The sequence below is a fragment of the Brevundimonas fontaquae genome, assembly GCF_017086445.1.
Taxonomy (GTDB): domain Bacteria; phylum Pseudomonadota; class Alphaproteobacteria; order Caulobacterales; family Caulobacteraceae; genus Brevundimonas; species Brevundimonas fontaquae.
In genome coordinates, this window is sequence record NZ_CP070968.1 from 3,215,392 (window position 1) to 3,236,250 (window position 20,859).

Annotated in this window: 29 protein-coding genes; 8 read left to right on the plus strand and 21 right to left on the minus strand. The window is 67.9% G+C overall.

Annotated features, from left to right (window positions below; translation table 11 throughout):
• Positions 1-4: 4 nt before the first annotated feature.
• The 3 genes from JX001_RS15700 to tolB all read right to left on the minus strand — a co-directional run bounded on the left by JX001_RS15700 (position 5) and on the right by tolB (position 3,341).
• Positions 5-1,144, minus strand: a complete 1,140-nt coding sequence (locus JX001_RS15700) for a DUF3667 domain-containing protein (protein WP_205681718.1) — start codon at positions 1,142-1,144, stop codon at positions 5-7.
• A gap of 127 nt (positions 1,145-1,271) precedes the next feature.
• Complete coding sequence (pal, locus tag JX001_RS15705; protein WP_055753951.1) at positions 1,272-1,835, minus strand: peptidoglycan-associated lipoprotein Pal; 564 nt, start codon at positions 1,833-1,835, stop codon at positions 1,272-1,274.
• A gap of 141 nt (positions 1,836-1,976) precedes the next feature.
• The gene (gene tolB, locus JX001_RS15710) at positions 1,977-3,341 is read right to left on the minus strand and encodes a Tol-Pal system beta propeller repeat protein TolB (RefSeq protein WP_112861281.1); all 1,365 of its coding nucleotides are present in this window, start codon (positions 3,339-3,341) and stop codon (positions 1,977-1,979) included.
• 141 nt (positions 3,342-3,482) lie between these two features.
• On the opposite strand from tolB, the gene JX001_RS15715 reads away from it, so the two are divergent.
• Both JX001_RS15715 and JX001_RS15720 read left to right on the plus strand, forming a co-directional pair.
• Entirely contained in the window at positions 3,483-3,710 is a 228-nt protein-coding gene (locus tag JX001_RS15715; protein WP_205681719.1) for a CopG family transcriptional regulator, read from the plus strand.
• Complete coding sequence (locus tag JX001_RS15720) at positions 3,707-4,150, plus strand: TA system VapC family ribonuclease toxin (RefSeq protein ID WP_205681720.1); 444 nt, start codon at positions 3,707-3,709, stop codon at positions 4,148-4,150. Before JX001_RS15715 ends, JX001_RS15720 begins: the two co-directional genes overlap by 4 nt.
• Here the strand turns inward: JX001_RS15720 and JX001_RS15725 are convergent.
• The 16 genes from JX001_RS15725 to JX001_RS15800 form a co-directional block, all read right to left on the minus strand.
• Positions 4,147-5,025, minus strand: coding sequence for a hypothetical protein (locus tag JX001_RS15725; protein ID WP_205681721.1), 879 nt, complete (start codon positions 5,023-5,025; stop codon positions 4,147-4,149). The two genes, JX001_RS15720 and JX001_RS15725, sit on opposite strands and share 4 nt — an antisense overlap.
• 5 nt (positions 5,026-5,030) lie before the next feature.
• Complete coding sequence (gene tolR, locus JX001_RS15730) at positions 5,031-5,483, minus strand: protein TolR (protein WP_205681722.1); 453 nt, start codon at positions 5,481-5,483, stop codon at positions 5,031-5,033.
• A 3-nt stretch (positions 5,484-5,486) separates the two neighbouring features.
• Complete coding sequence (gene tolQ, locus JX001_RS15735; protein ID WP_205681723.1) at positions 5,487-6,239, minus strand: protein TolQ; 753 nt, start codon at positions 6,237-6,239, stop codon at positions 5,487-5,489.
• A 140-nt stretch (positions 6,240-6,379) separates the two neighbouring features.
• Positions 6,380-6,814 (minus strand): hypothetical protein, encoded by a 435-nt coding sequence (locus JX001_RS15740; protein WP_205681724.1) that lies wholly within the window; start codon positions 6,812-6,814, stop codon positions 6,380-6,382.
• A 27-nt stretch (positions 6,815-6,841) separates the two neighbouring features.
• Positions 6,842-7,300, minus strand: a complete 459-nt coding sequence (ybgC, locus tag JX001_RS15745; protein WP_205683223.1) for a tol-pal system-associated acyl-CoA thioesterase — start codon at positions 7,298-7,300, stop codon at positions 6,842-6,844.
• A gap of 5 nt (positions 7,301-7,305) precedes the next feature.
• Positions 7,306-8,169, minus strand: a complete 864-nt coding sequence (locus tag JX001_RS15750) for a hypothetical protein (RefSeq protein ID WP_205681725.1) — start codon at positions 8,167-8,169, stop codon at positions 7,306-7,308.
• Entirely contained in the window at positions 8,166-8,534 is a 369-nt protein-coding gene (locus JX001_RS15755) for a hypothetical protein (protein WP_241004688.1), read from the minus strand. Before JX001_RS15755 ends, JX001_RS15750 begins: the two co-directional genes overlap by 4 nt.
• A 5-nt stretch (positions 8,535-8,539) precedes the next feature.
• Positions 8,540-10,006 carry an alpha/beta hydrolase gene (locus tag JX001_RS15760; protein ID WP_205681727.1) on the minus strand — a complete coding sequence of 489 codons (1,467 nt, stop codon included), beginning with the start codon at positions 10,004-10,006 and terminating at the stop codon, positions 8,540-8,542.
• Between the two features lie 57 nt (positions 10,007-10,063).
• Complete coding sequence (ruvB, locus tag JX001_RS15765) at positions 10,064-11,095, minus strand: Holliday junction branch migration DNA helicase RuvB (protein WP_017506438.1); 1,032 nt, start codon at positions 11,093-11,095, stop codon at positions 10,064-10,066.
• A gap of 100 nt (positions 11,096-11,195) precedes the next feature.
• The gene (ruvA, locus tag JX001_RS15770) at positions 11,196-11,813 is read right to left on the minus strand and encodes a Holliday junction branch migration protein RuvA (protein ID WP_055753941.1); all 618 of its coding nucleotides are present in this window, start codon (positions 11,811-11,813) and stop codon (positions 11,196-11,198) included.
• Positions 11,810-12,328 carry a crossover junction endodeoxyribonuclease RuvC gene (ruvC, locus tag JX001_RS15775; RefSeq protein WP_055753940.1) on the minus strand — a complete coding sequence of 173 codons (519 nt, stop codon included), beginning with the start codon at positions 12,326-12,328 and terminating at the stop codon, positions 11,810-11,812. Before ruvC ends, ruvA begins: the two co-directional genes overlap by 4 nt.
• Before the next feature lie 46 nt (positions 12,329-12,374).
• A complete protein-coding gene (locus JX001_RS15780; RefSeq protein ID WP_205681728.1) occupies positions 12,375-13,070 on the minus strand; it encodes an MgtC/SapB family protein in 696 nt (231 codons plus the stop codon).
• Positions 13,071-13,146: 76 nt separating this feature from the next.
• Positions 13,147-13,665 carry a hemerythrin domain-containing protein gene (locus JX001_RS15785; RefSeq protein ID WP_055753938.1) on the minus strand — a complete coding sequence of 173 codons (519 nt, stop codon included), beginning with the start codon at positions 13,663-13,665 and terminating at the stop codon, positions 13,147-13,149.
• A 75-nt stretch (positions 13,666-13,740) separates the two neighbouring features.
• On the minus strand, positions 13,741-14,115 hold the full coding sequence (locus JX001_RS15790) for a HepT-like ribonuclease domain-containing protein (protein WP_112862636.1): 375 nt from the start codon (positions 14,113-14,115) through the stop codon (positions 13,741-13,743).
• A complete protein-coding gene (locus tag JX001_RS15795) occupies positions 14,105-14,401 on the minus strand; it encodes a nucleotidyltransferase family protein (RefSeq protein ID WP_017506444.1) in 297 nt (98 codons plus the stop codon). The genes JX001_RS15790 and JX001_RS15795 overlap by 11 nt, the downstream gene beginning before the upstream one ends.
• A 46-nt stretch (positions 14,402-14,447) precedes the next feature.
• Entirely contained in the window at positions 14,448-15,221 is a 774-nt protein-coding gene (locus JX001_RS15800) for a YebC/PmpR family DNA-binding transcriptional regulator (RefSeq protein ID WP_055753937.1), read from the minus strand.
• Positions 15,222-15,369: 148 nt separating this feature from the next.
• On the opposite strand from JX001_RS15800, the gene JX001_RS15805 reads away from it, so the two are divergent.
• A complete protein-coding gene (locus JX001_RS15805; RefSeq protein ID WP_112862638.1) occupies positions 15,370-15,570 on the plus strand; it encodes a hypothetical protein in 201 nt (66 codons plus the stop codon).
• Positions 15,571-15,574: 4 nt separating this feature from the next.
• Here the strand turns inward: JX001_RS15805 and JX001_RS15810 are convergent, their stop codons facing one another.
• Positions 15,575-16,858 (minus strand): arsenic transporter, encoded by a 1,284-nt coding sequence (locus JX001_RS15810; RefSeq protein WP_205681729.1) that lies wholly within the window; start codon positions 16,856-16,858, stop codon positions 15,575-15,577.
• An 81-nt stretch (positions 16,859-16,939) separates the two neighbouring features.
• Here JX001_RS15810 and JX001_RS15815 point away from each other — a divergent pair, with 81 nt between their 5' ends.
• From JX001_RS15815 to arsH, 3 genes are read left to right on the plus strand one after another with little or no spacing between them, the layout of a single operon-like run.
• A complete protein-coding gene (locus JX001_RS15815; protein ID WP_017506449.1) occupies positions 16,940-17,275 on the plus strand; it encodes an ArsR/SmtB family transcription factor in 336 nt (111 codons plus the stop codon).
• Between the two features lie 5 nt (positions 17,276-17,280).
• Entirely contained in the window at positions 17,281-17,706 is a 426-nt protein-coding gene (gene arsC, locus JX001_RS15820; protein WP_205681730.1) for an arsenate reductase (glutaredoxin), read from the plus strand.
• Positions 17,703-18,446, plus strand: a complete 744-nt coding sequence (arsH, locus tag JX001_RS15825; RefSeq protein ID WP_205681731.1) for an arsenical resistance protein ArsH — start codon at positions 17,703-17,705, stop codon at positions 18,444-18,446. The genes arsC and arsH overlap by 4 nt, the downstream gene beginning before the upstream one ends.
• A 3-nt stretch (positions 18,447-18,449) precedes the next feature.
• On the opposite strand, the gene JX001_RS15830 is transcribed toward arsH, so the two are convergent.
• Positions 18,450-18,884 carry an acyl-CoA thioesterase gene (locus JX001_RS15830; RefSeq protein WP_017506452.1) on the minus strand — a complete coding sequence of 145 codons (435 nt, stop codon included), beginning with the start codon at positions 18,882-18,884 and terminating at the stop codon, positions 18,450-18,452.
• Positions 18,885-19,041: 157 nt separating this feature from the next.
• Here JX001_RS15830 and JX001_RS15835 point away from each other — a divergent pair, with 157 nt between their 5' ends.
• Complete coding sequence (locus tag JX001_RS15835) at positions 19,042-20,172, plus strand: zinc-dependent alcohol dehydrogenase family protein (RefSeq protein WP_205681732.1); 1,131 nt, start codon at positions 19,042-19,044, stop codon at positions 20,170-20,172.
• A gap of 79 nt (positions 20,173-20,251) precedes the next feature.
• Entirely contained in the window at positions 20,252-20,857 is a 606-nt protein-coding gene (locus JX001_RS15840; protein WP_205681733.1) for a hypothetical protein, read from the plus strand.
• Positions 20,858-20,859: the final 2 nt, after the last annotated feature.

Here is a 20,859-nt window from a genome sequence, read left to right on the forward strand (position 1 = left end):
CGAGCTAGTGGCCGAGACCCAGATAGACGATGGCCGTGACGAACAGGCCGACCACGATGTTGCAGAACACCAACAGCGCGATCGTCCGCCACAGGGCCGAGAACCAGGACAGCGAATAGGCGCCCTTCATCTGGGCGAACACATGCACGGGCACCGCGAGCAGGCCCAATGTAATGACGATGCCGCCCAGCCACCCGGCGATCGTCGCCGACACCACCATCAGCATCAGCAGCATGGCCATGAAGGTCAGCGAATACAGAACGAACACCCCGTGGTCGTACAGGGTGAAGCCACGCTTCCACAGGAACAGCAGGGCCACGAACGGGATGGACAAGGGCACCAGCAGGAAGGCGAACTTGTACATCGTCTGCTGCAACTTATAGACCGCCAGGTCCGGATTCTGCAGCTTCTTCAGCACCGTGGCGACGACGCCGTGCCCCTCCTTATCGGCGTCCTTGCCCATGACCTTGATCTTGGTCTCCCCGGCTTCTTCGGTCGCCATGTCCTTGATGCTGGCCTGCCAGCTGCCGGGCTTCAGACCGTCGGCGCGGCCGTCGCGCTGCTCGACCTCCAGCCGGGCCAGGGCCGCGCGGCGGTCGTCGACCAGCTTCTGTCCGGCGTTGATCGCCATCTGCATCGTCGGGTCCGGCTGGGCGCCGCTTTCCGTCCGCATCTGGACCAGGGCCTTTTCGGCCTCGGCCAGGCCGACGCGCTGGGACGCGATCCGTTCGGCCAGGCCCGCACCGCCGGCCTTTGACTCGGGATGCGGCATGAAGCTGAGCGCGAAGAACATCACGAACAGGGTGAAAAGGAAGATCGCCAGCGGCGAGACATAGCGCGTGCGCTTGCCTTCGACCCATTCGCGCGTCAGTCGGCCGGGGTTCAGCCACAGCAGCGGCAGGGTGCGCCAGATACGGGCGTCGAAATGCATGACCCCGTGCAGCAGCTCTTCGCCCAGGTGCAGCAGGCTGCGATGGACATGGGTCGGCTGGCCGCAGTTTGCGCAGAAATTTCCGCTGGTCTCGGCCCCGCAGTCGGAACAGACGCCGTGGGCGTGATCCTCGCCCGCCTTGCCCGTCGGCTTTTCGATCGCGCCCGCCGCCAGGCCGCTCGTGACGACCGCGCCCGCCCCTTCGATATCCATTCGTTGATCCCCCGATCCCTGTGACGACGTTCTTGCCGCCGGCCCGGCGTCAGGACAAGCGCGGAAACGAAAAGAGGCGCCGACCCTGCGGCCGGCGCCTCCTTCAGATCAGCCGATCAGCCGGTCGTCAGCGCGGCGCGCCCGAGACGATGGCGGTGTGGGCGTTGCGGTTGCGGGCGAAGGCGTCCTCGTTCGAGCCTTCCGCGATCGGCCGCTCCTTGCCGAAGCTGATGGTGTCGATCCGGCCGGCCGGAATGCCCCGGTTGATCAGATAGGTGCGCACCGATTCCGCACGGCGGGCGCCCAGCGCCAGATTGTATTCGCGCGTGCCGCGTTCGTCGGCGTTGCCTTCGATGCGGATCGTCACGGACGGATAGCGTTGCAGCCACTGAGCCTGGGCGTCCAGGCGCGGCATGGCCTCGGGACGGACCTCATAGGAGTCCAGGTCGAAATAGATGCGGTCGCCGACGTTGACGACAAAGTCCTGTTCGGTGCCCGGCGCGGCCGAACCCATGTTTCCGCCGGTCACCGGACCGGTGGGCGCGGTCGGATAGGCCGGGCCCGTCGGTTGCGTCGTGCCGTCGTTCGGACCGGGCACGCCGGTCTCGACCGGGGGCTTTCGGGTGCAGGCGGCCATGGCGGCGACGGCGCAGCCGACCATCGCCAGTTTGAGAATGCGGGAAGTCTTCATGGGGTCGTCTCCTGACGTATCGTTTCTGGCAAGGGGGCGGGCCTCAAGCTTGGCTTTACTGTCTGCCTCGGGCGATTTTTCGACGCCAGAGGTGATAACGCACAGTTGAGCTTTAAGGCTCCGACGGTGTCGGTGCGGCGTTTAGGCCGGGCAGCTGTCGGCGCCCTGGTTCACGCCCAGATTGCTCGGGCCGCGGTCCAGCAGCGGCGACCAGGCCGGGTCGGTCCCGCGTCCGTTATAGCCCGCCTGCGACACCACGCGCCCCGACAGGTCTACGGTCCACAGACGCGTGTCGCCGCCCGGCGTCTGGCGCGCGAACATCACGTAGCGGCCATTCGGCGCCCAGTTCGGCCCCTCCTCGAAATAGCTCGAGGACAGGATGCGCTCGCCGGAGCCGTCGGCGTTCATCACCCCGGTCGAGAACCGGCCGCCGCCCTGTTTGGTGAAGGCGATCAGATTGCCGGTCGGGCTCCAGGACGGGGCCGTATAGATGCCGCCGCCGCGCGAAATCGGCCGCTGGCCCGATCCGTCCGACCGCATGACATACAGCCGCGCCGACCCCGAACGGTCCGAGGTGAAGACGATCTGGCTGCCGTCCGGGCTGAACGACGGCGAGGTGTCGATGCCCGGGTCGCTGGTCAGGCGCGTGATCTGGCGGCTGCGCAGATCCATCACATAGACGTCGGTGTTGCCGCCCCGGATGATCGAAAACGCAATCTTGTTGCCGTCGTTGGAGAAGCGCGGCGCCAGCACCTGACCATCGAACTCGCCCAAGCTCTCGCGGCGGCCGGTCGTCAGATTATACAGGTAGATGCGGCTGTAATCCTTGCCCAGCGCCACATAGGTGATCTCGTCCGGCTGGGACAGCGAGAAGCGCGGCGACATGATCACCTCGTCGCCTTGCGTCAGATAGGTCGGGTTGAACCCGTCCTGATCGGCGATGGTCAGGCGGTTGATCCGGTTCAGCTGCGTGCCCTCCTCGGACACGAAGATCACGCGGGAATCGAAGAAGCCCGCCTCGCCGGTCATGCGCTGATAGATGACGTCGGAAATCTTGTGCGCGATCCGGCGCCATTGCTCCTGGGTCGCGGTGAACTGATAACTGACCAGCTGGCACTGGCGGTAGGGATCATAGAGGCGGAAGCCTACGTCCAGCCTCCCGTCGCCGCGCGTCGTCACCCCGCCGTACAGCACCGCCTGCGCCCCGATCTGGGTCCACTGAGGGAAGTTGGGCGCATTGGCCAGCGTCAGCCCGGTCTCGATGAAGCTGGACGGGTTCAGCGGCTCGAAGAAGCCCGACCGCTTCAGATTGGCGCTGACCACATTGGAGATGTCCGACCCGTGCGTCCCGGCGAACGGCACGACCGCGATCTGAAGCGGGCGCAGCACGCCCTGATCGATCTCGACCTCGACTGGCTGGTTCTGCTGAGGCGTCTGCGCCGCCGTCGTCAGAGGAGCCGCCATCGCGACAGCCGCCACGGAGGCCAGAAGAAGGTTCAGACGCATCAGATGCTCCCATAAGTCTCGAAGGATCGCCGCCCCTTATCGCCGGGCCGTTCGACTTTCGCCAGCTTCACGGGGAATGGGGCGACATTCGGGACAAGCGCGATCATTGATGCGTGATGCGTGATGCATTATCTTGCGTCCATGCGCACCACCCTCGCCATCGATGACGACGTGCTGAACGCCGCACGAGCCATCGCGGTCCATCAGGATCGCACGATCGGCGAAGTCGTGTCCGAACTGGCGCGACAAGCGCTGCAAAAACGGCCGACGACCGTCCGGTTTCGCGACGGTGTCCCGCTGCTGCCTGATCGGCCAGGACCAATGGTCACATTGGAAGACGTCAATGCGCTGCGCGACGAGTTGCCTTGACCTATCTGCTGGACGTCAACGTGCTGATCGCCCTTGTCGATCCGCGTCACGTCTTTCATGACACGGCCAATATCTGGTTCCAGCGTGAAGCCGTCTCGTCATGGGCGACGTGTCCGATAACTGAAAATGGCTTGGTCCGCATCGTCGGCAACAGCCGTTATCGCAACCCGGTCGGAACCCCTTTCGAAGTCATTGGCACCCTAAATCTTCTGCGTGACATGCCGGGACATGTGTTCTGGCCGGATACCCTCAGCCTGGCGGACGCCAGTGTTTTCGATGGTTCGGCGATCACGACGCCTGAGCAGGTCACAGATGCTTATCTGCTGGGGTTGGCGGTTTCGAACGGTGGGCTTTTGGCGACTTTCGACCGCCGCCTGTCGCCTCAGGCGGTCATCGGCGGGCGCGATGCGCTTCACCTTATAGCCCCGCCTCACGCCTAGCGATTGCGGCACGCCCGTTCGGTGTTGAAGGTGGGGCGATAGACACCGCCGGGGAAGCCCTGCGGCACGTCGAAGGGCGCGGTCTGGCGCAGGGCGCGCAGGGCGCCGTCGGCGGCGGCGCGATAGACGTCCGATGATTGGGCGTTGATCAGGCTGGGCCCGCGCGTGATCCGTCCATCGGCCGACAGGGTCAGCTCGACCTGGATGCGCAGCTGGTCCGCGCCGGGGATGTCGCAGGGCAGAATCCAGTTCGGATAGACCTGATTGAAGATGGCCGTGATCTGCGGCCCTGTGGCCTGGGACGCCGCGCCCGCCCCCTGCTGCCCCGTCGCCGGTCGGCCGCGATTGTTGGTCGGGCGCGTCGGTCCGGCCAGGGCGTCCAGGTCCAGGCTCGGCTCGGTGCGCTGGGGCGCGGGGCGGGCGGGTGCGGGCGTCGCCGGGCGCGGGGTCGGCTGGGCCTTGGTCGGCGGCGCCGGCGTCGGCGGCTGGGGTCGAGGCGTCGGACGCGGCGGCGTCGGCGTCGGCGTGGGCTTCGGCGTTGGCGTGGGCGTCGGGGCCGGGCGCGGCGGCGTGGGTCGCGGCGGCGTCGGGGTCGGGCGCGGCTGGGGTTGCGGCGGCGTCGGCTCGGGCGTCGGCGGCACGGGATCGGGCTGCTGCACCGGCGCGGTCGCGGCGTCGTCGGGCGAGGGTTCGGGCTGCGGATTGTCCGCCGGCGCCGCCTGGATCACCTCCTCCGAGACGATGGTCACCGGCACCGAGGCCACCAGCGGCGTCTCGTCCTCGTCCGTCTTGTGCGACACCATCACGAAGGCGAGCGCGATCACCCCGGCGTGCAGGGCGAGCGATCCGAGGATGGCGGGGCTCGGCCGACGCAAAGGATTCAGGCCTCCGGCGCCGTGTCGGTGATCAGGTTCAGCTTGGTGAAGCCCGAGGCGCTCAATCGCGCCATCACCCGCGCCACCGCCTGATAGGGGGCGCGCCCGTCGGCCCGCACGAACACCGGCCGCTCCGCCGCCTTGTCCGCGCCGCCCGCCTCGGTCTGCAGTCGCGCCGATAGCTGTTCGAACGCCGTCTCGCTGTCGCCGACGAAGATCGCGCCCTGCTGGTCGATGCTGACGGACAGGGGTTCGGACTTGATCTCGACCGCGCTGGCCTCGGTCTTGGGCAGTTCGACGGGCACGCCCACCGTCAGCAGCGGCGCCGAGATCATGAAGATGATCAGCAGCACCAGCATCACGTCCACCAGAGGCGTGACGTTGATCTCGGTCAGAGGCCCCTTACGCCCCCTGCGTCCCCGACGCCCGCCGCCGCTCGCACCACCGCCCAGGGCCATGGCTCAGACGCCCCGCTTCAGGCTGAGGTCGCTGGACGGCGGGGGCGGAGGCGGCGGAGCCGACGGGCTGCCCAGGCGGCGCGCCACGGCGGCCTGCAGATCGTCGGCGAAAGCCTCCAGCCGGCCGACGAACTTGCCCGCGTCGATCGAGAACTTGTTGTAGGCGATATAGGCCGGGATGGCCGCCGCCAGGCCGATAGCGGTGGCGAACAGGGCTTCCGCGATGGCCGGCGCCACCGTCGTCAGATTGGTGTTGCCCGCCGCCGCGATCCGCCCGAACGCATTCATGATGCCCCACACGGTGCCGAACAGGCCGATGAAGGGCGAGGCCGTGGCCACCACCGACAGCACGCCCAGGCCATTCTCGATCCGCTGGCCCTCGCGCGAGATCAGGCTGTTCATCGCCTTGTCGATCCGCACCAGCAGCAGGTCGCCCTGATGCTCGTTCAACGCCCCGCGCTGACGCGCCTCGCGCCAGTCCGACAGGGCGATCACCAGCATGCGCGGCAGGGCGTGGTCCGGCTCGGGTCCGGCCTGGGACGCCACCTCTTCCAGCGACCGGCCGGACTGAACCGACTTTTCGAAGTCGTCGGCGCGCTTATTCAGCGCCGTGAACCGAACCGCCTTGTCGATGATGATCGTCCACGACCAGATCGAGGCCGCCGCCAGCCCGATCATCACGCTCTTGACCACCCAGTCGGCGGTCAGGAACAGCTCGACCGGGTTCATCATCGCGGCGTCGACAGGCGTGGTCATTCAGGCGCTCCGGGCGGAATCGAGATCGTCACGTTCCCTCTTCGACCGAGCGGACGTGACCATTGTGTGGCGTCCGGCCCGTTTAGCCCCGACCCGTCCGCCCGTCATCTGACAGGCGCGTCATAAGGGTTAACGGCAGGTTACTCGGACGCCGTCCGCCGCGCATTCGGATCGACCGCAACAGAGACCGGGGCGCCGACGCTGATGATGACGCCCTCGTGGCCTTCCTTGGCGATGGAATAGGTGGCGGCGTCCTTCAGCAGTTGCTCCTCGCACTGGCGATCGCCCGACCGGCCCAGTTCAGCGCAGCCGCGCTTGGCCGCATCGGTCCAGCCCAGGACCCGGCGCGTCGCCGCCTCGGCCCGCTTGATCGCCGCCTCGTCTTCTGCAGCAGCCTGGGCGATCAGGGCCTGGCGCGCGCCCTGCTGATATTGCAGCTCGGCCTGGCCCGCCATCTTGCGCTCCCAGACCTTGTAATAGGGACAGCCTGCCAGCCCGCCGCCGACCAGCAGCACGAACAGCAGGATCGTGACGATCACCGCGCTGGCGGACATCTTGTAGGTTTCTGCGGCCATGACGTTATCCCCCTCGTTGGCGCGATTTTAGTCGGCGGCCCCGCCGGCCGCCAGCCACGGCGTGACCTTCTCGACCAGACCCTTCGACGGCCGTCGCGGCCGCCCGTCCAGATGGATGCATACCGCCGTCACCTCGGCCCGGCACAACACCTCGCCGGCCCGCTCCACGCTCTGGCAGATGATCAGCCGCACGCCCTTCACCTGCTCGTAGACGGTGCGCACCACCAGGGCGTCGTCGATCCGCGCCGGTTTCAGATATTTGATGTTCAACTCCGACACCACGAAGGCCAACGGCTCGGCTTCCTCCAGAAGATCGGCGTGCCCCACCCCGATGGCGCGCAGGAAATCGGACCGCCCTCGCTCGAAATAGCGCACATAGTTGGCGTGATAGACCAGGCCGGTGAAATCTGTGTCCTCGTAATAGACGCGCACCGGCAACAGGTGATCGCGCCCCTCGAAACGGCCGGCGGTGGGTTGGTCGGAGATTGCGGTCACTGAAACCTCGTGCGTCGTGCAGTCGCCATAGCCAGTCCGATCGCGACAAGCCATCCGATCACGGGCGAAGCGCCATATCCCACCACCGGCGCCGGATAGGCGCCCAGCAGATTGGCCGCCGACAGACCGATCCAGAACCCGGCCATGGCCAATCCGACTGAGGCTCCGACGCCTTGCGCGCGCCATCCCATCCAAAGCAGCGGGGCCGACAGCAGGATCAGAGCCATCACCGCCGCCACACCGAGGACCGGCGCCACCGCCCAGACGATCGGCACGACATCCTCGACATAGGGAACGCGCGGCAGGGCCTGCGAACGCGTCAGGCTCCAGAGCGCCAAAATCCAGGACAGGGCCGCCAGCGGCGCCAGCGTCTTCCACGACCCTCTCGCCGCCGTCAGCAATCCGGTCGTTCCCACCGCGAAGGCCAGGCTGGCGGCTCCGTCGAAGCCGAGACCGAACGTCAGGATCGTCAGGGCCGCGACGCCTGCCGTCCACATATCGTCTGCATCCTGCGCCACGAGCCAGAGCAGCGGCGCGCCCAGCAGCGAAGCGGGATGAATCAGAACCGGCCCCAGCGCCAGCCAGCGATGCGCGCCCTGCATCTCCACGCCCATCGTCAGCATCAGGAGGGCGACGACCAGGATCGCCGCCGCCAAGATCAACCTCGGACCCCGGCCCGGCCGCGCCGTCCGCGACGCCGCCCACAGCGCCACGGCCCCGATCAGAAACGCCGCGCCCTGGACCACGACCGACGCCGTCCCCGCCCCGGCCGCCCGGACCGCCAGCAGGCTGATCGCCGCCGTCGCCATTATCTGTGCGATCAGGGCGAGTGCTGGCCCATTCAACCGACGACGGATCACGGCCGGCGGTTCGGCGCGGCCATGAAGCCGGGGCAGTAGCTTTGGCGCATTTCGCGGAACTCGGTCGGGAGGGGGTCGTCGCTGAACAGGATGCGGTTGGGGATGGAAACGAAGCCCACCGCCGGCCCGCCGGCGGCGCGCCCGACATAGCCGCATACCGATCGCCTTTGCCCGTTCTCGGCGTAGCGCAGCTCGGCGCCGCGCCCCGCCTGGGTGCGGATCTGGCGCATCACCCGCGCATCGGCCGCCTCGGGCGACGGGGTATTCGAGGGCTGCATCAGCACCCAGACGCCGACCGCGCACAAGGCCAGAACCAGCGCCGCCGCGATCATCACACGCTGCTGAAGCGGGCTGCGATGGCGCATCACCCTCATGCGGCGGGCGCTTCCAGGGTGAAGTCCAGCGGCGTGTCGGCGGCGGGCAGGCAGGTCCGATCCACCGGCTTGGACGGATCACGCAGGAAGTCGCGCGCCATCTTGCGCGTGCAGGGGCTGGCGTTGATGACGCCGTGGGTCGCGTTGGTCACGATCACCACCTGGCTGTTCGCATAGCCCCTGGCGGCCGCCTCGGTCAGCGGCGGCGGGCAGCCCGGATCGATCTCGGCGGCGACGAACAGGGTCGGGATGTCGGTCTGGACCGGCAGGTTTTCGATCGGCAGCGCCGGCCGTTCACCCACCGCAGCGCAGACGTCGAACAGCCGCGACAGCGACGGAACCAGCACCTCGGCGACCGGATCACCGGCCGCCCCGGCCGCCAGCCGCGCCTTGGACTCGAACGGCAGCTCTTCCTTGCACAGATGGGCCATGTGCTGGCCCTCGAAATAATAGGTGCGGTCCTCTGCGATCTCCGCGACCGGCGTCAGGTCGCCGGCGATGATCTTGTCCAGATCGACCGGCAGGCTGCGCACGCCCGTCGCGCTATAGGTCGTGTCCATCAGGAAGGCCGACAGGTCGTCGACGTTGAAGGTGCGCCCATCCTTGCCCGTCACCGGACCGGCCAGCCATTTGCGCGCCTCGGCCTCGAACCGCGCCTGAAGGTCCGGATGCTGCGCCGCGCAGGCCGCCTGGGCCGCGCATTTGGCCAGGATGATCCTCACCGCCGCCGAGACCTGTTCGGGCGTGCCGACGGCCCAGCTGCCCTCGGGCGGCCAGGGGCTGTCCATCACGGCGGCGCGCACGATCTGGGGCTGGTGGGTGATCACCGCCGCCTCGATGCGCGGCCCGTACGATCCGCCCCACAGGTCGATCTTGGCCAGACCCAGGGCCTGGGCCATGTCCTTCACATCGTCGGCGATGGCGGCGGCGTTGTACTGGTTCAGGTCGATCCCTTGCGCCTGATAGCCCTTCAGACAGGCGATCAGCCCGTCGCGATCCTTGTCGGACGGCGGCCCCGCATCGGTCAGTTCGACGCCCGGACAGTCCATCGACGGGTTGCTCGCCCCGCCGCCCCGCTGGTCGAACAGGATGACGTCCTGATCCACCGCAAAGGCTTCCGGGTTGCGACGCAGCGCCGCCAGCATCCGCCCCGCCCCAGGCGTCAGGGCCCCGCCCGGCCCGCCGTGGAACATCACCATCGGCGGCAGCGCCTGGCCCGAGGCGTCCTTGTACGGCGCGCTGGCCTTGAAGATGACCACCGCGATGTCGATGCGCCGGTCGCTGACCGAGCCGTCGCGCGCCTCGTCCACGGTCAGGGTCCCGCACCGCACCTCGCGCAGCCCTGTCGGCCAATCACTGGGACAGGCCTTGTCGGTGAAGACGGGGGCCGCCGCTCGCGCAGGCGGCGCCAGACCGATCAGGCCGGCCGCAAACGCCATCACGGCCAGGGTGCGCAGGATCATGGGACGAAGGCTCCGGTTCGCCCCCAGCAAACCCCCGCCCGCCCCGCTTGGCAACGCCTATTCGAACAGGTCGCCCGGCACCGGTCCGGCGGCGGGTTGCGCCGGCGCGCTGAGGCCGAGATGCGCATAGGCCTTGGCGCAGGCCATGCGGCCGCGCGGGGTGCGCATGATGAAGCCCTGTTGCAGCAGATAGGGTTCGATCACGTCCTCGACCGCGTCGCGCGCCTCGGCGATGGCGGCCGCCAGGGTGTCCATCCCGACCGGCCCGCCGCCATAGTTCTCGATCAACGCCTTCAGGAAGCGCCGGTCCAGGCTGTCCAGCCCGGCCTCGTCCACCTCCAGTCGCGCCAGCGCCCGCGCCGCCACCAGCTTGGAGATCGTCTCCGCCCCTTCGGCCGAGGCGAAATCCCGCACCCGGCGCAGCAGGCGCCCGGCGATGCGCGGCGTGCCCCGCGCCCGCGACGCGATCTCGCGCGCGCCCGCCTCGTCGATGGCTGCGCCCATCTTGCGCGCCGTGCCGCGCACCACCGCCGTCAGTTCGTCGGGGGTGTAGAACTCCAGTCGCAGCGGAATGCCGAACCGGTCCCTGAGCGGCGTAGCCAACAGGCCCGCCCGCGTCGTCGCCCCCACCAGGGTGAACGGCGCCAGGTCGATCCGCACCGAACGCGCCGACGGCCCCTCGCCGATGATCAGGTCCAGCACATGATCCTCCATGGCCGGATACAGGATCTCCTCGACCTGAGGGCTTAAGCGATGGATCTCGTCGATGAACAGGACGTCGCGCGGCTCGAGGTTGGTCAGGATCGCCGCCAGGTCGCCCGCCTTGGCCAGGATCGGCCCGGAGGTCGCCCGGAACCCCACGCCCAGCTCGCGCGACACGATCTGCGCCAGCGTCGTCTTGCCCAGTCCCGGCGGTCCGAACAGCAGCACATGGTCCAGCGCCTCGGCCCGCCCGCGCGCCGCATCGATGAAGACCTTCAGATTGCCCTTGGCTTGGGACTGGCCGACGAACTCCGACAACGTCTGCGGCCGCAGCGCGCGATCGAAGGATTCGCCGGTCTCGGCCTCGGGGGAGATGACGCGGGTCATACGGAAATCCAGACGTGAGTCGTGAATCGTGACGCGTAAATCATGTCCGTGAGAGACTTCGCGCTCGACTCACGAATCACGACTCCCCCATCACGCCCCCTCACCGCCCCAACTCCTGCAGCGCCGCGCGGATCACCGCCGACAGCTCCGCCTCTTCGCCCAGACGGATCAAAGCCTGATCCACGGCCCGGCGCGCATTGACCTCGGCGACGCCCAGTCCAAGCAGGGCCGACACGGCCTCGCCGGTGATGGACGGAACGGGCGGTGCGATCTCGACGTGCATGCCAGGTGCGACAGGCGCAAAACTGACGTCACCCAAGGGCTTGCCCTTCAGCTCGGTCACGATCCGCAGCGCCAGCTTCGGTCCCACCCCGTTGGCCCGCGCCACCGCCGCCTTGTCCTCGCGCGCCACCGCCGACGCCAGTTCGCCAGGCGGCAGAACGTCCAGCACCGCCAGCGCCGCCTTGGGCCCCACGCCCTGAATGGCCAGCAGGGTCGTGAAGGCCCGCCGCTCGTCGCGCGTCAGAAATCCATACAGGCGCGGCCCCGCATCCTCGCTCCACTGGGAATGGACATGCACCGTCGCCTCGTCGCCCGGCGCCGGCAGTCGCCCCAGCGTCCGCGCCCCGCACGACACGACATAGCCCACGCCGGCGCAGTCGATCAGGCATTCCGCCTCGCCGACCTCGGCCAGCACGCCTCTCAACCGCCCGATCACGCCGCCCCCCGGTGCATCGCTTCCAGCAGGGACCGCTTCCTGAGCTGCGCATGGGTGATCGCAACCGCCAGGGCGTCGGCCGCATCCGCCTTCACGTCGCCCGCGGTCGGCAGCAGCCGTTTGACCATGAAGGCGATCTGGCTCTTGTCCGCATGGCCTGCGCCCACCACCGCCTTTTTGATCAGGTTCGGCGAATATTCCGCCACCGTCAGGCCCGCCTTGGCCGGCGCCAGCATCACCGCCGCCCGCGCATGACCCAGCTTCAGCGTCGAGGACGGGTTCACATTGACGAACACTTCTTCCACCGCCGCCTCCTCGCAGCCGTGGTCGGCGCAGATCGTTCCCAGCGCCTCGAAAAGATGCAGCAGACGCTCGCTGAACGGCGCGGTCTCGGGCGGGGCCACCACCCCGTGCGCCACCCACCTCAGGCGCGCGCCATCCGACACGACGACCCCCCAGCCGGTGCGTCGCAGACCGGGGTCCAGGCCGATGATTCTGACAGGTTCGTTCGCCATCCGTTCCCCTCATGCCGCAAAGAGGGTTATCGGGCAATGAACGGTTTCAGTCGTCGCGCGGGTCCAGGCTGTAGGCGACCACGCCCGGTATGGCGCACAGCTGTTCCGCCAGCCGCTTCAGCTGGCTTTCCTCGGCAGCCTTCAATCGCCAAGTCCGTCGAACGGTCTGTCCATCGATCAGCTCGAACCGGTCGTGTCGCGCGTCCGCATCGATGGCTTTCAGCGCCGCCTCGATCGCCGGCTCCGGAGACGCCTCGCGCCGTTCCCAGCACACTTCTGCGTCCACCACCGTGCGCGCCGGCAAACGCCCATTGATCAGCCTCAAGCCGATCAGAATCAGCGCCGTGACCGCCGTCGCCGCCGTCCCCAGCGCATAGAGGCCTGCCCCGAACAGAATGCCGATCGCCGAGTTGATCCACAGCGACGCCGCCGTGGTCAGCCCGTGGATCGAAAACCCGGTGCGGAAGATCACGCCTGCGCACAAGAACCCGATCCCCGTCAGCACGCCGTGCGCCATCCGCGTCGGGTCTGTGACGATGTTCTCGTCGGGCAGGGCGCGGAACGCCCAGTCCGCCTGCGACATGGCCGCCAGCATCAGCAGGGCCGACGCCAGGCTCACCAAGATGTGCGTTCTCAGGCCCGCCGCCCGGCCCCGCCATTCGCGCTCGAAGCCGATGACCCCGCCCGCGATCACCGCGCCGAGGATCGGCAGGACGGCGCCTTCCAGACTACCCAGATTCATCCGCGCTCAACGACGGGCCGACCGCGGATGTTCCTTGGACGGACGATGCTGCGACATCGTGGTCGCAGCGGCCGCCTCAGCCGTGCTTTTCGATATAGGTCTCGGGGTCTTTGTTCACCGGCTTGACGCCGGTGATGTACTCGGCCTCGAAGGCGGCGAACTTCACCGCCAGCTCATGGCGCGTCTCGACATCGGCGTTCATGCGGAAGTCGGTCAGCCCCTGCCGCTCTTCCTCGCCCATGTGTTTGGAGTTGACGACGTTCGCCTCGCCCACGGCGTCGAACCAGGCCTTGGTGCCGACCTTGTGCTTTTCGACAGCCTTGACGGCATCGCGCAGCTTGTTGTGGTCCTCGATGGCGTCCTCGGTCTCGCCCTCGACCGTGCCGTCCTCGGCGTCATTGGCGCCCTCGCCCTGCTTCAGCAGCTCGGGATAGAAGAACCGCTCCTCGGCCTCGGCGTGCACATCCAGGAACGCCGACAACCGCGACCAGACGGCGCTCAGCGCATCGGTGTCCTTGGGGTCGATCTGTTCGATGATCGCAAACAGCCGACGCTGTTCGGCATGGTCGTCGAGGATCAGCTGGGTGATGTCCATTGGGGGCTCCAGGCGTAACGGTGAAGCCTCGTTACGCCCGGCGCACGGCCCGGTTCCGTGCGAACGACTCGCGCCCTATTTCGGCTGATGTTCCCGCTGCGGCTCGTCGCCAAGAACCGCAGTTGCGGCGGCGATCAAATCGTTCAGCTCGCCGTGCACAATCGCCCAAACGCGGCTTTCCGCGACGTTCTGATAGACGTGCCGGAAGACGTTGCCGGAATCCTCGATCTGCCGCCAACGGATGTTGGGATGGTCCGACTGTTGCGCGCCCCGAAGACGCCGCGCGGCTTCCGATACGATCTCAAGACACCGCGTGACCGCATAGAAGGTCTTGCGATCCGCCGCGAATTCGGCGGCGGTCAGGGTCTCGCAGAAGCTCTGCGCCAAAAGGCAGTTGTCCAGAATTGCACGCCAAGCCAGCCGCTCTTTGCGATCCGGTTCAGAAGGCAAAGATCGCCTCGCGCTCGGCCTCGCGACGCACGGGTTCGATCAGCATCTCGCGATCTGACACATCCGCGCGCCCGGCGAACAAGTCGCCAATGAACTGGGTGATGCCGACATAGTCGTACAGGTTCACCTCAGCTGCCGGGTCGATCTCGACCATGATGTCCAGATCGCTGTCGGGCCGTGCCTCGCCCCGCGCGACCGATCCGAACAGGGCGGCATGCGTGACGCCCTGACGACGCAACTCCCCCTCGTGCTCGCGCAGGACGGCAATGACGGCGGCGCTGTTCATGCCGCCAGTCTAGCGCGAAGACCGCTCCGACGCGAGAGCGCCGAAATCAGCCCGCGTACTTGGCCGCGTCCTCGTCGGAGATGTCCTCGTTCGAATAGACCGCCGAGACGTCGTCCTCGGCGTCCAGCGCGTCCAGCAGCTTGAACAGGGTGCCGACGGCCTCGCCCGTCACCGGCACTTCGGACTGCGGCTTCCAGACGATGGCGGTGGACTTGGGATCGCCCAGCACCTTGGACATGGCCTCGGCGACGTCGTTCAGGTCCTCGAAGGCGGTCCAGATCGTGTGGCCCGGCGCGTCCTCATAGATGTCGGGTTTGACCAGATCGCTCTCGACGTCCTGGGCGCCGGCCTCGATGGCGGCTTCCATCACGGCGTCTTCCGAACCGGCCTCTGCGGCGTAGGTGATCTTGCCCACCTTGTCCCACATGAAGGCGACCGAGTTCATCTCACTCAGCGCGCCGCCGTTCTTCTTGAAGGCCGCGCCGATGTTGGACGCCGCGCGATTGCGGTTGTCGGTCAAGGCCTCGACGATGATGCCCACGCCGCCCGGACCCCGGCCCTCGTAGCGGACCTCTTCCATCGTATCGACGTCGCCGCCGGCGGCCTTGTTGATGGCGCGCTGGATCACGTCCTTGGGCAGGCTTTCGGCCTTGGCGTTGTTGACCGCCAGGCGCAGGCGCGGGTTCGCCGCCGGATCCGGCAGGCCCGACTTGGCCGCCACGGTGATGTCGCGCGACAGTTTGGAGAACAGCTTGGAGCGCTGCGCATCGGCGCGCCCCTTGCGGTGCATGATGTTCTTGAATTTCGAGTGGCCGGCCATGGGATCGTCTTTGAGCGTTCTGAACCTGAGCCGCGCCTCCTAAACGAAGAGCGGCATCCTGTCACGATACGCCGATCGGGGGCGACAGGGGTGGAACCTGTACCGTTTGGGCGTATTGATCCGGACAAGACAGACGGAGCGTAAAGTCATGACCGCAGACGACACCATCTATGAAGCCGAGGGCTATATGGACGACGACCTGCGCGAGGCCGACATCGTCGAGTGGTACGAAGCCCGCCCGGTCACCGTCTCCACCGCCGTCGCCACCGGCGCCATCGTCACCGCCTTCACCCTGGGCGCCCTGACCGCCGTCGGCGCCCTGTTCCTGATCGGCCGTCTGGACGATTAAGGCGCTAGACGCTCAGGCGTAAGGCCAGGGCCGCCAGGGCGACGCCCAGGACAGGCAAGGTGAGCACCACGCCCACCTTGAAATAATAGCCCCAACCGATCTTCACGCCCTTTCGCGCCAGGACGTGCAGCCACAGCAATGTGGCCAGCGAACCGATCGGCGTCATCTTCGGCCCCAGGTCGCTGCCGATGACATTGGCGTAGATCATCGCTTCTCGGGCCGCGCCGGTGGCGCCCGAGGCGTCGATCGACAGGGCGCCGATCAGGACCGTCGGCATATTGTTGGCGATGGCCGACAGGAAGGCCGTCAGGAACCCGGTTCCGAAGGCCGCGCCCCAGACCCCGCCCTGCGCGAATCCGTCCAGCAGGCCCGCGATCTGGCCTGTCAGGCCGGCGTTGCCCAGTCCATAGACGACCAGATACATCCCCAGTGAGAAGATCACGACCTGCCACGGCGCCTCGCGCAGCACCTTCGTCGTGCTGATGACCGCGCCGCGGCCCGCCACGACCAACAGGACGACCGCCCCCGTCGCGGCGACGGCGGACACCGGCACCCCTCGCGGCTCCAGCACGAAGAAGCCGATCAGCAGAAACGCCAGGATGATCCAGCCCCACAGGAAGGTCGCCCGGTCCTTGATCGCGCTGGACGGCGTGGCCAGGCGCTCCACGTCATAGGCCTTGGGAATATCGCGCCCGAACACCACAAACAGCACCATCAGCGTCGCCGCGATGCTCGCCAGGTTCACCGGCGCCATGACCGCCGCATAGCGGTCGAAGCCGATGTCGAAGAAGTCGGCCGAGACGATATTGACCAGGTTGGACACCACCAGCGGCAGGCTGGCCGCATCCGCGATGAAGCCCGCCGCCATGACGAAGGCCAGCGTCGCCTTGGGGCCATAGCCGAGTGCCAGCAGCATGGCGATGACGATCGGCGTCAGGATCAGCGCCGCCCCGTCGTTGGCGAAGACCGCCGACACCGCCGCGCCCAGCAGGACGAACAGGACGAACAGCCGGCGCCCATGGCCGCCCCCCCATCGCCCGACATGCAGCGCCGCCCATTCGAAGAAGCCGGCCTCGTCCAGCAACAGGCTGATTATGATGATCGCGACGAAGGTCGCCGTGGCGTTCCAGACGATGTCCCAGACCACGGGGATGTCGGCCAGGGTGACGACACCCAGCAACAGCGCCGCCGCCGCACCGCCCATCGCGCTCCAGCCGATCTGCAGGCCCTTCGGCTGCCAGATCACCAGGGTGATGGTGACCGCGAAGATCAGAAAGGCGACGATCATGGGCGGCTCCATCCCGGTCGACCGACGACCGCAGCGCCCCCTCTAGCTTGCACGACATCATATTTCCAGTATCTTGGAATAATGGAATCCGAACCCGCCATTCTCGCGCTCGCCGCCCTGGCGCAATCCACGCGACTGGACGCCTTCCGGCTGCTGGTCCGCCATGCGCCGGACGGCCTGCCGGCCGGAGAGATCGCCGATCGGCTCGCCGTTCCGACCAATACGATGTCGGCGCATCTGGGCGTGCTGTCGCGCGCCGGACTGATCGCGTCCCAGAGGCGCAGCCGGTCGATCATCTACCGCGCCGATCTGGATCGACTGGGAGAGGTCGTGCTGTTCCTCCTCAAGGACTGCTGCCAGGGCCGCGCCGAGCTTTGCCAACCCTTGCTGGCCGAACTGGCCCCCTGCTGCGACTGAGGCCAATGGACGTCGTCATCTATCACAACCCCGCCTGCGGCACGTCGCGCAACACCCTGGCCCTGATCCGCCACGTCGGGATCGAACCGCATGTGATCGAGTATCTGAAGACCCCGCCCAGCCGCGCGCTGGTGGCCCAACTGGTCGAACGGATGGGCGGATCGTTGCGCGATATCCTGCGCGAAAAGGGCACGCCCTACGCCGACCTCGGCCTGGACGACACAAGCCTGTCGGACGAACAGCTGCTGGACGCCATCGCGGCGCACCCGATCCTGATGAACCGCCCCATCGTCGTCTCCCCCCTGGGCGTCAAACTGTGCCGCCCGTCCGAGGCGGTGCTGGACCTGCTGCCTCAAGAGGGACTGAAGCCCTTCACCAAGGAAGACGGCGAGGTCGTCGTCGACGCCGACGGACGCCGCGTGATCGGATGAGCCGCCTTCGCGCCCTGCCTGATCCCGACCATCTGCCGGCGCTCGATCCGGCCTATCTTTCGGATACGCCCGCACAGGGCCTGGGTCCGGGCGATCCCGCGCCGCGCATCCTGCTGCTCTACGGCTCCCTGCGCGAGCGGTCCTTCTCGCGCCTGTGCGTCGAGGAGGCGGCGCGGCTGCTGCAGGTCATGGGGTGCGAGACGCGCATCTTCGATCCGTCCGACCTGCCCCTGACCGATCAGGTCGCGGGCGACGACCATCCGGCCGTCCACGCCCTGCGCGAGCACGCCATGTGGTCCGAAGGCATGGTCTGGTGCAGCCCGGAACGCCATGGCCAGATCTCGGCGATCATGAAGCTTCAGATCGACCACCTGCCGCTGAACATGGGCGGGATGCGACCGACGCAGGGGCGCACCCTGGCGGTGATGCAGGTCTCGGGCGGGTCCCAGAGCTTCAACGCCGTCAACACCCTGCGCCTGCTCGGCCGCTGGATGCGGATGATCACCATCCCCAACCAATCCAGCGTCGCCAAGGCCTTCATGGAGTTCGACGACGCAGGCCGCATGAAGCCGTCGGCCTATTACGACCGGATCGTCGACGTGATGGAGGAGTTGGTGCGATTCACGGTCCTCACCCGGCCCCATGCCGCGCAGCTCGTGGATCGCTACTCCGAGCGAAAGGCGCAAGGTGCGCCGATCGATCCGTCCAAGGACCTGTCCGCCATCGCCGTCAGGCCCTAGCCCTCACCCCGCGCGAAGGTTCTCCACCACGCTCCTCAGCCGCGCCGGCAACGGCTTGGGCCGGCGGGTTTCGGCGTCGACATAGACGTGGACGAAATGGCCGATGGCGGCGGGGACGTCGACGCTGCGCTTGAAGACCGCAAAACCGTAGGTGACGCTGGAGGTGCCGATCGCATCGACCTTGATCCCGACCTCGATCACATCGGGGAACTTCAGCGACGAGGTGTAGCGACAGCCCGAATCCACCACCAGGCCGATCGATTCCGTCAGCGCATTGGCGATCAGCAGATGGGCGTTCACCGCCGAATCGACGAACTCATAGAATTTGGCGTTGTTGATATGGCCGTACTGATCGTTGTCGGCCCAGCGGGTGGAGACCATGTGAAAGGCCTTGTAGGTCGCCCGTTGCGCCAGCGCGCCCTCGTCTCGTTTCGGCATCGTCGTCTCCCTCGGCGACGCGAACCGTCGCTCTCGATCCCGACGCTCTAGCTTGGACGACGTTAGGTCAAGCGACTATCGGTAACAGTCTGATCACGAACGCGCTCAAGAAGCGGCCGACCGCGTCGGCGGCGTTAGCACAAGAATGAGCTTGACCATGACCCTGACGACCCGCGCCGCCGTCCTGTCTGACAGGGGCGCCGCCCGCCCCTACGCCGACAGCCGCCCCCTGTCGGTCCAGACCGTGACGCTGGACCCGCCCGGCCCCGGCGAGGTCCTGGTCGCGATCAAGGCGGCGGGCCTGTGCCACTCGGACCTGTCGGTCATCAACGGCGACCGGCCCCGTCCCCTGCCCATGGCCCTGGGGCACGAGGCGGCGGGCGTGGTGGAGGCGCTGGGGGACGGCGTCATCGATCTGGCCATCGGCGATCACGTCGTCATGGTCTTCATGCCGTCGTGCGGCCACTGCAATCCGTGCGCCGGCGGCCGTCCCGCCCTGTGCGAGCCCGGCGCCGCCGCGAACGGCCGGGGCGAGCTTCTGTCCGGCGCCCGGCGCGTCTTCCGCGAGGGCGAGCCCGTCAACCACCACCTGGGCTGCTCCGCCTTCGCCGAGCGGGCCGTCGTCTCGCGCCGCTCCCTGGTCAAGATCGATCCCGACCTGTCCTTCGAGGAGGCGGCCCTGTTCGGCTGCGCCGTCCTGACCGGCGTCGGGGCCGTGGTGAACACCGCCGGCGTCAAGGCGGGCCAGAGCGTCGTCGTCATCGGCCTGGGCGGCGTGGGCCTGGCCAGCGTGCTGGGCGCCCTGGCTTCGGGCGCCAGCCCCGTCGTCGCCGTCGACCTGTCCGAGGACAAGCTGGCCCTGGCCCGCACCCTTGGCGCGGTCGAGACCGTCAACGCCGCCGACCCCGATGCGGTCGATCAGGTCCGCGCCCTGACGAACGGCGGCGCCGACTTCGCCTTCGAAATGGCCGGCTCGGTCCGGGCGCTGGAGGCGGCGTGGAAGATGACCCGGCGCGGCGGAACCACCGTCACCGCCGGCCTGCCGCCGCCCGATGCGGCCCTTGCCGTCAATGTCGTCTCCCTGGTCGGCGAGGAGCGCACGCTGAAGGGTTCCTACATCGGAACCTGCGTCCCCAGCCGCGACATCCCCCGCTACGTCGCCCTGTATCGCCAGGGCCGCCTGCCGGTGGATCGCCTGATGAGCGGCGTCATTCCCCTGGACGACATCAACGCCGGCTTCGACCGCCTGCACGCCGGCGAGGTGGTGCGGCTGATCGTCAGACCCTGACGACACTGTAATCCTGCCGCCCGGTTTCGGCCGCAAATCCGCAGACCAATGTCCGCTCAAGCTTCAGCGGAGATCACCCATGCGCCCGTCTCGCCTGTCCTGCGCCGCCGCGATGTCGGCCATCGCCCTCGCCTTCGCCGTCCCGGCCCTGGCGCAGGAGACCTCGCCGCAAAACAACGCGGAAATGGCCGCCATCTTCGCCGCCGACCAGGCCGTGCGTCAGAATCTGGCGCCCGACTTCTTCAAGGATCGCGCGCGCATGACCGAAATGATCACGGGCGACGCCGCGCGCCGGGTCCAGACGCGCGCCCTGCTGGACGCCGGGGCGCTCCAGACCGGCGAGGACTACCGCGCCGCCGCCTTTGTCTTCCAGCACGGCTCCACGCCCGAGGATTATCTGCTGGCCCATAGCCTGGCCGTCGCCGCCGTCGCCAAGGGCTCGCCCGAAGGCGCCTGGATCGCCGCCGCCACCCTCGACCGCTATCTGCAGATGACCGAAAAGCCGCAAATCTACGGCACCCAGACCCGCAAAACCCGCGACGCCCCGGCCACCCTCGATCCCTACGACCGCGCCCTGATCCCCGACAGCCTGCGCACCGTCTTCGGCGTCCCGCCCCAGTCGGAACAGGACGCCCGTCTAGCGGCCGTCAACGCCGCGGCGGAGGCCGCGGCGTCCAAGCCCTGATC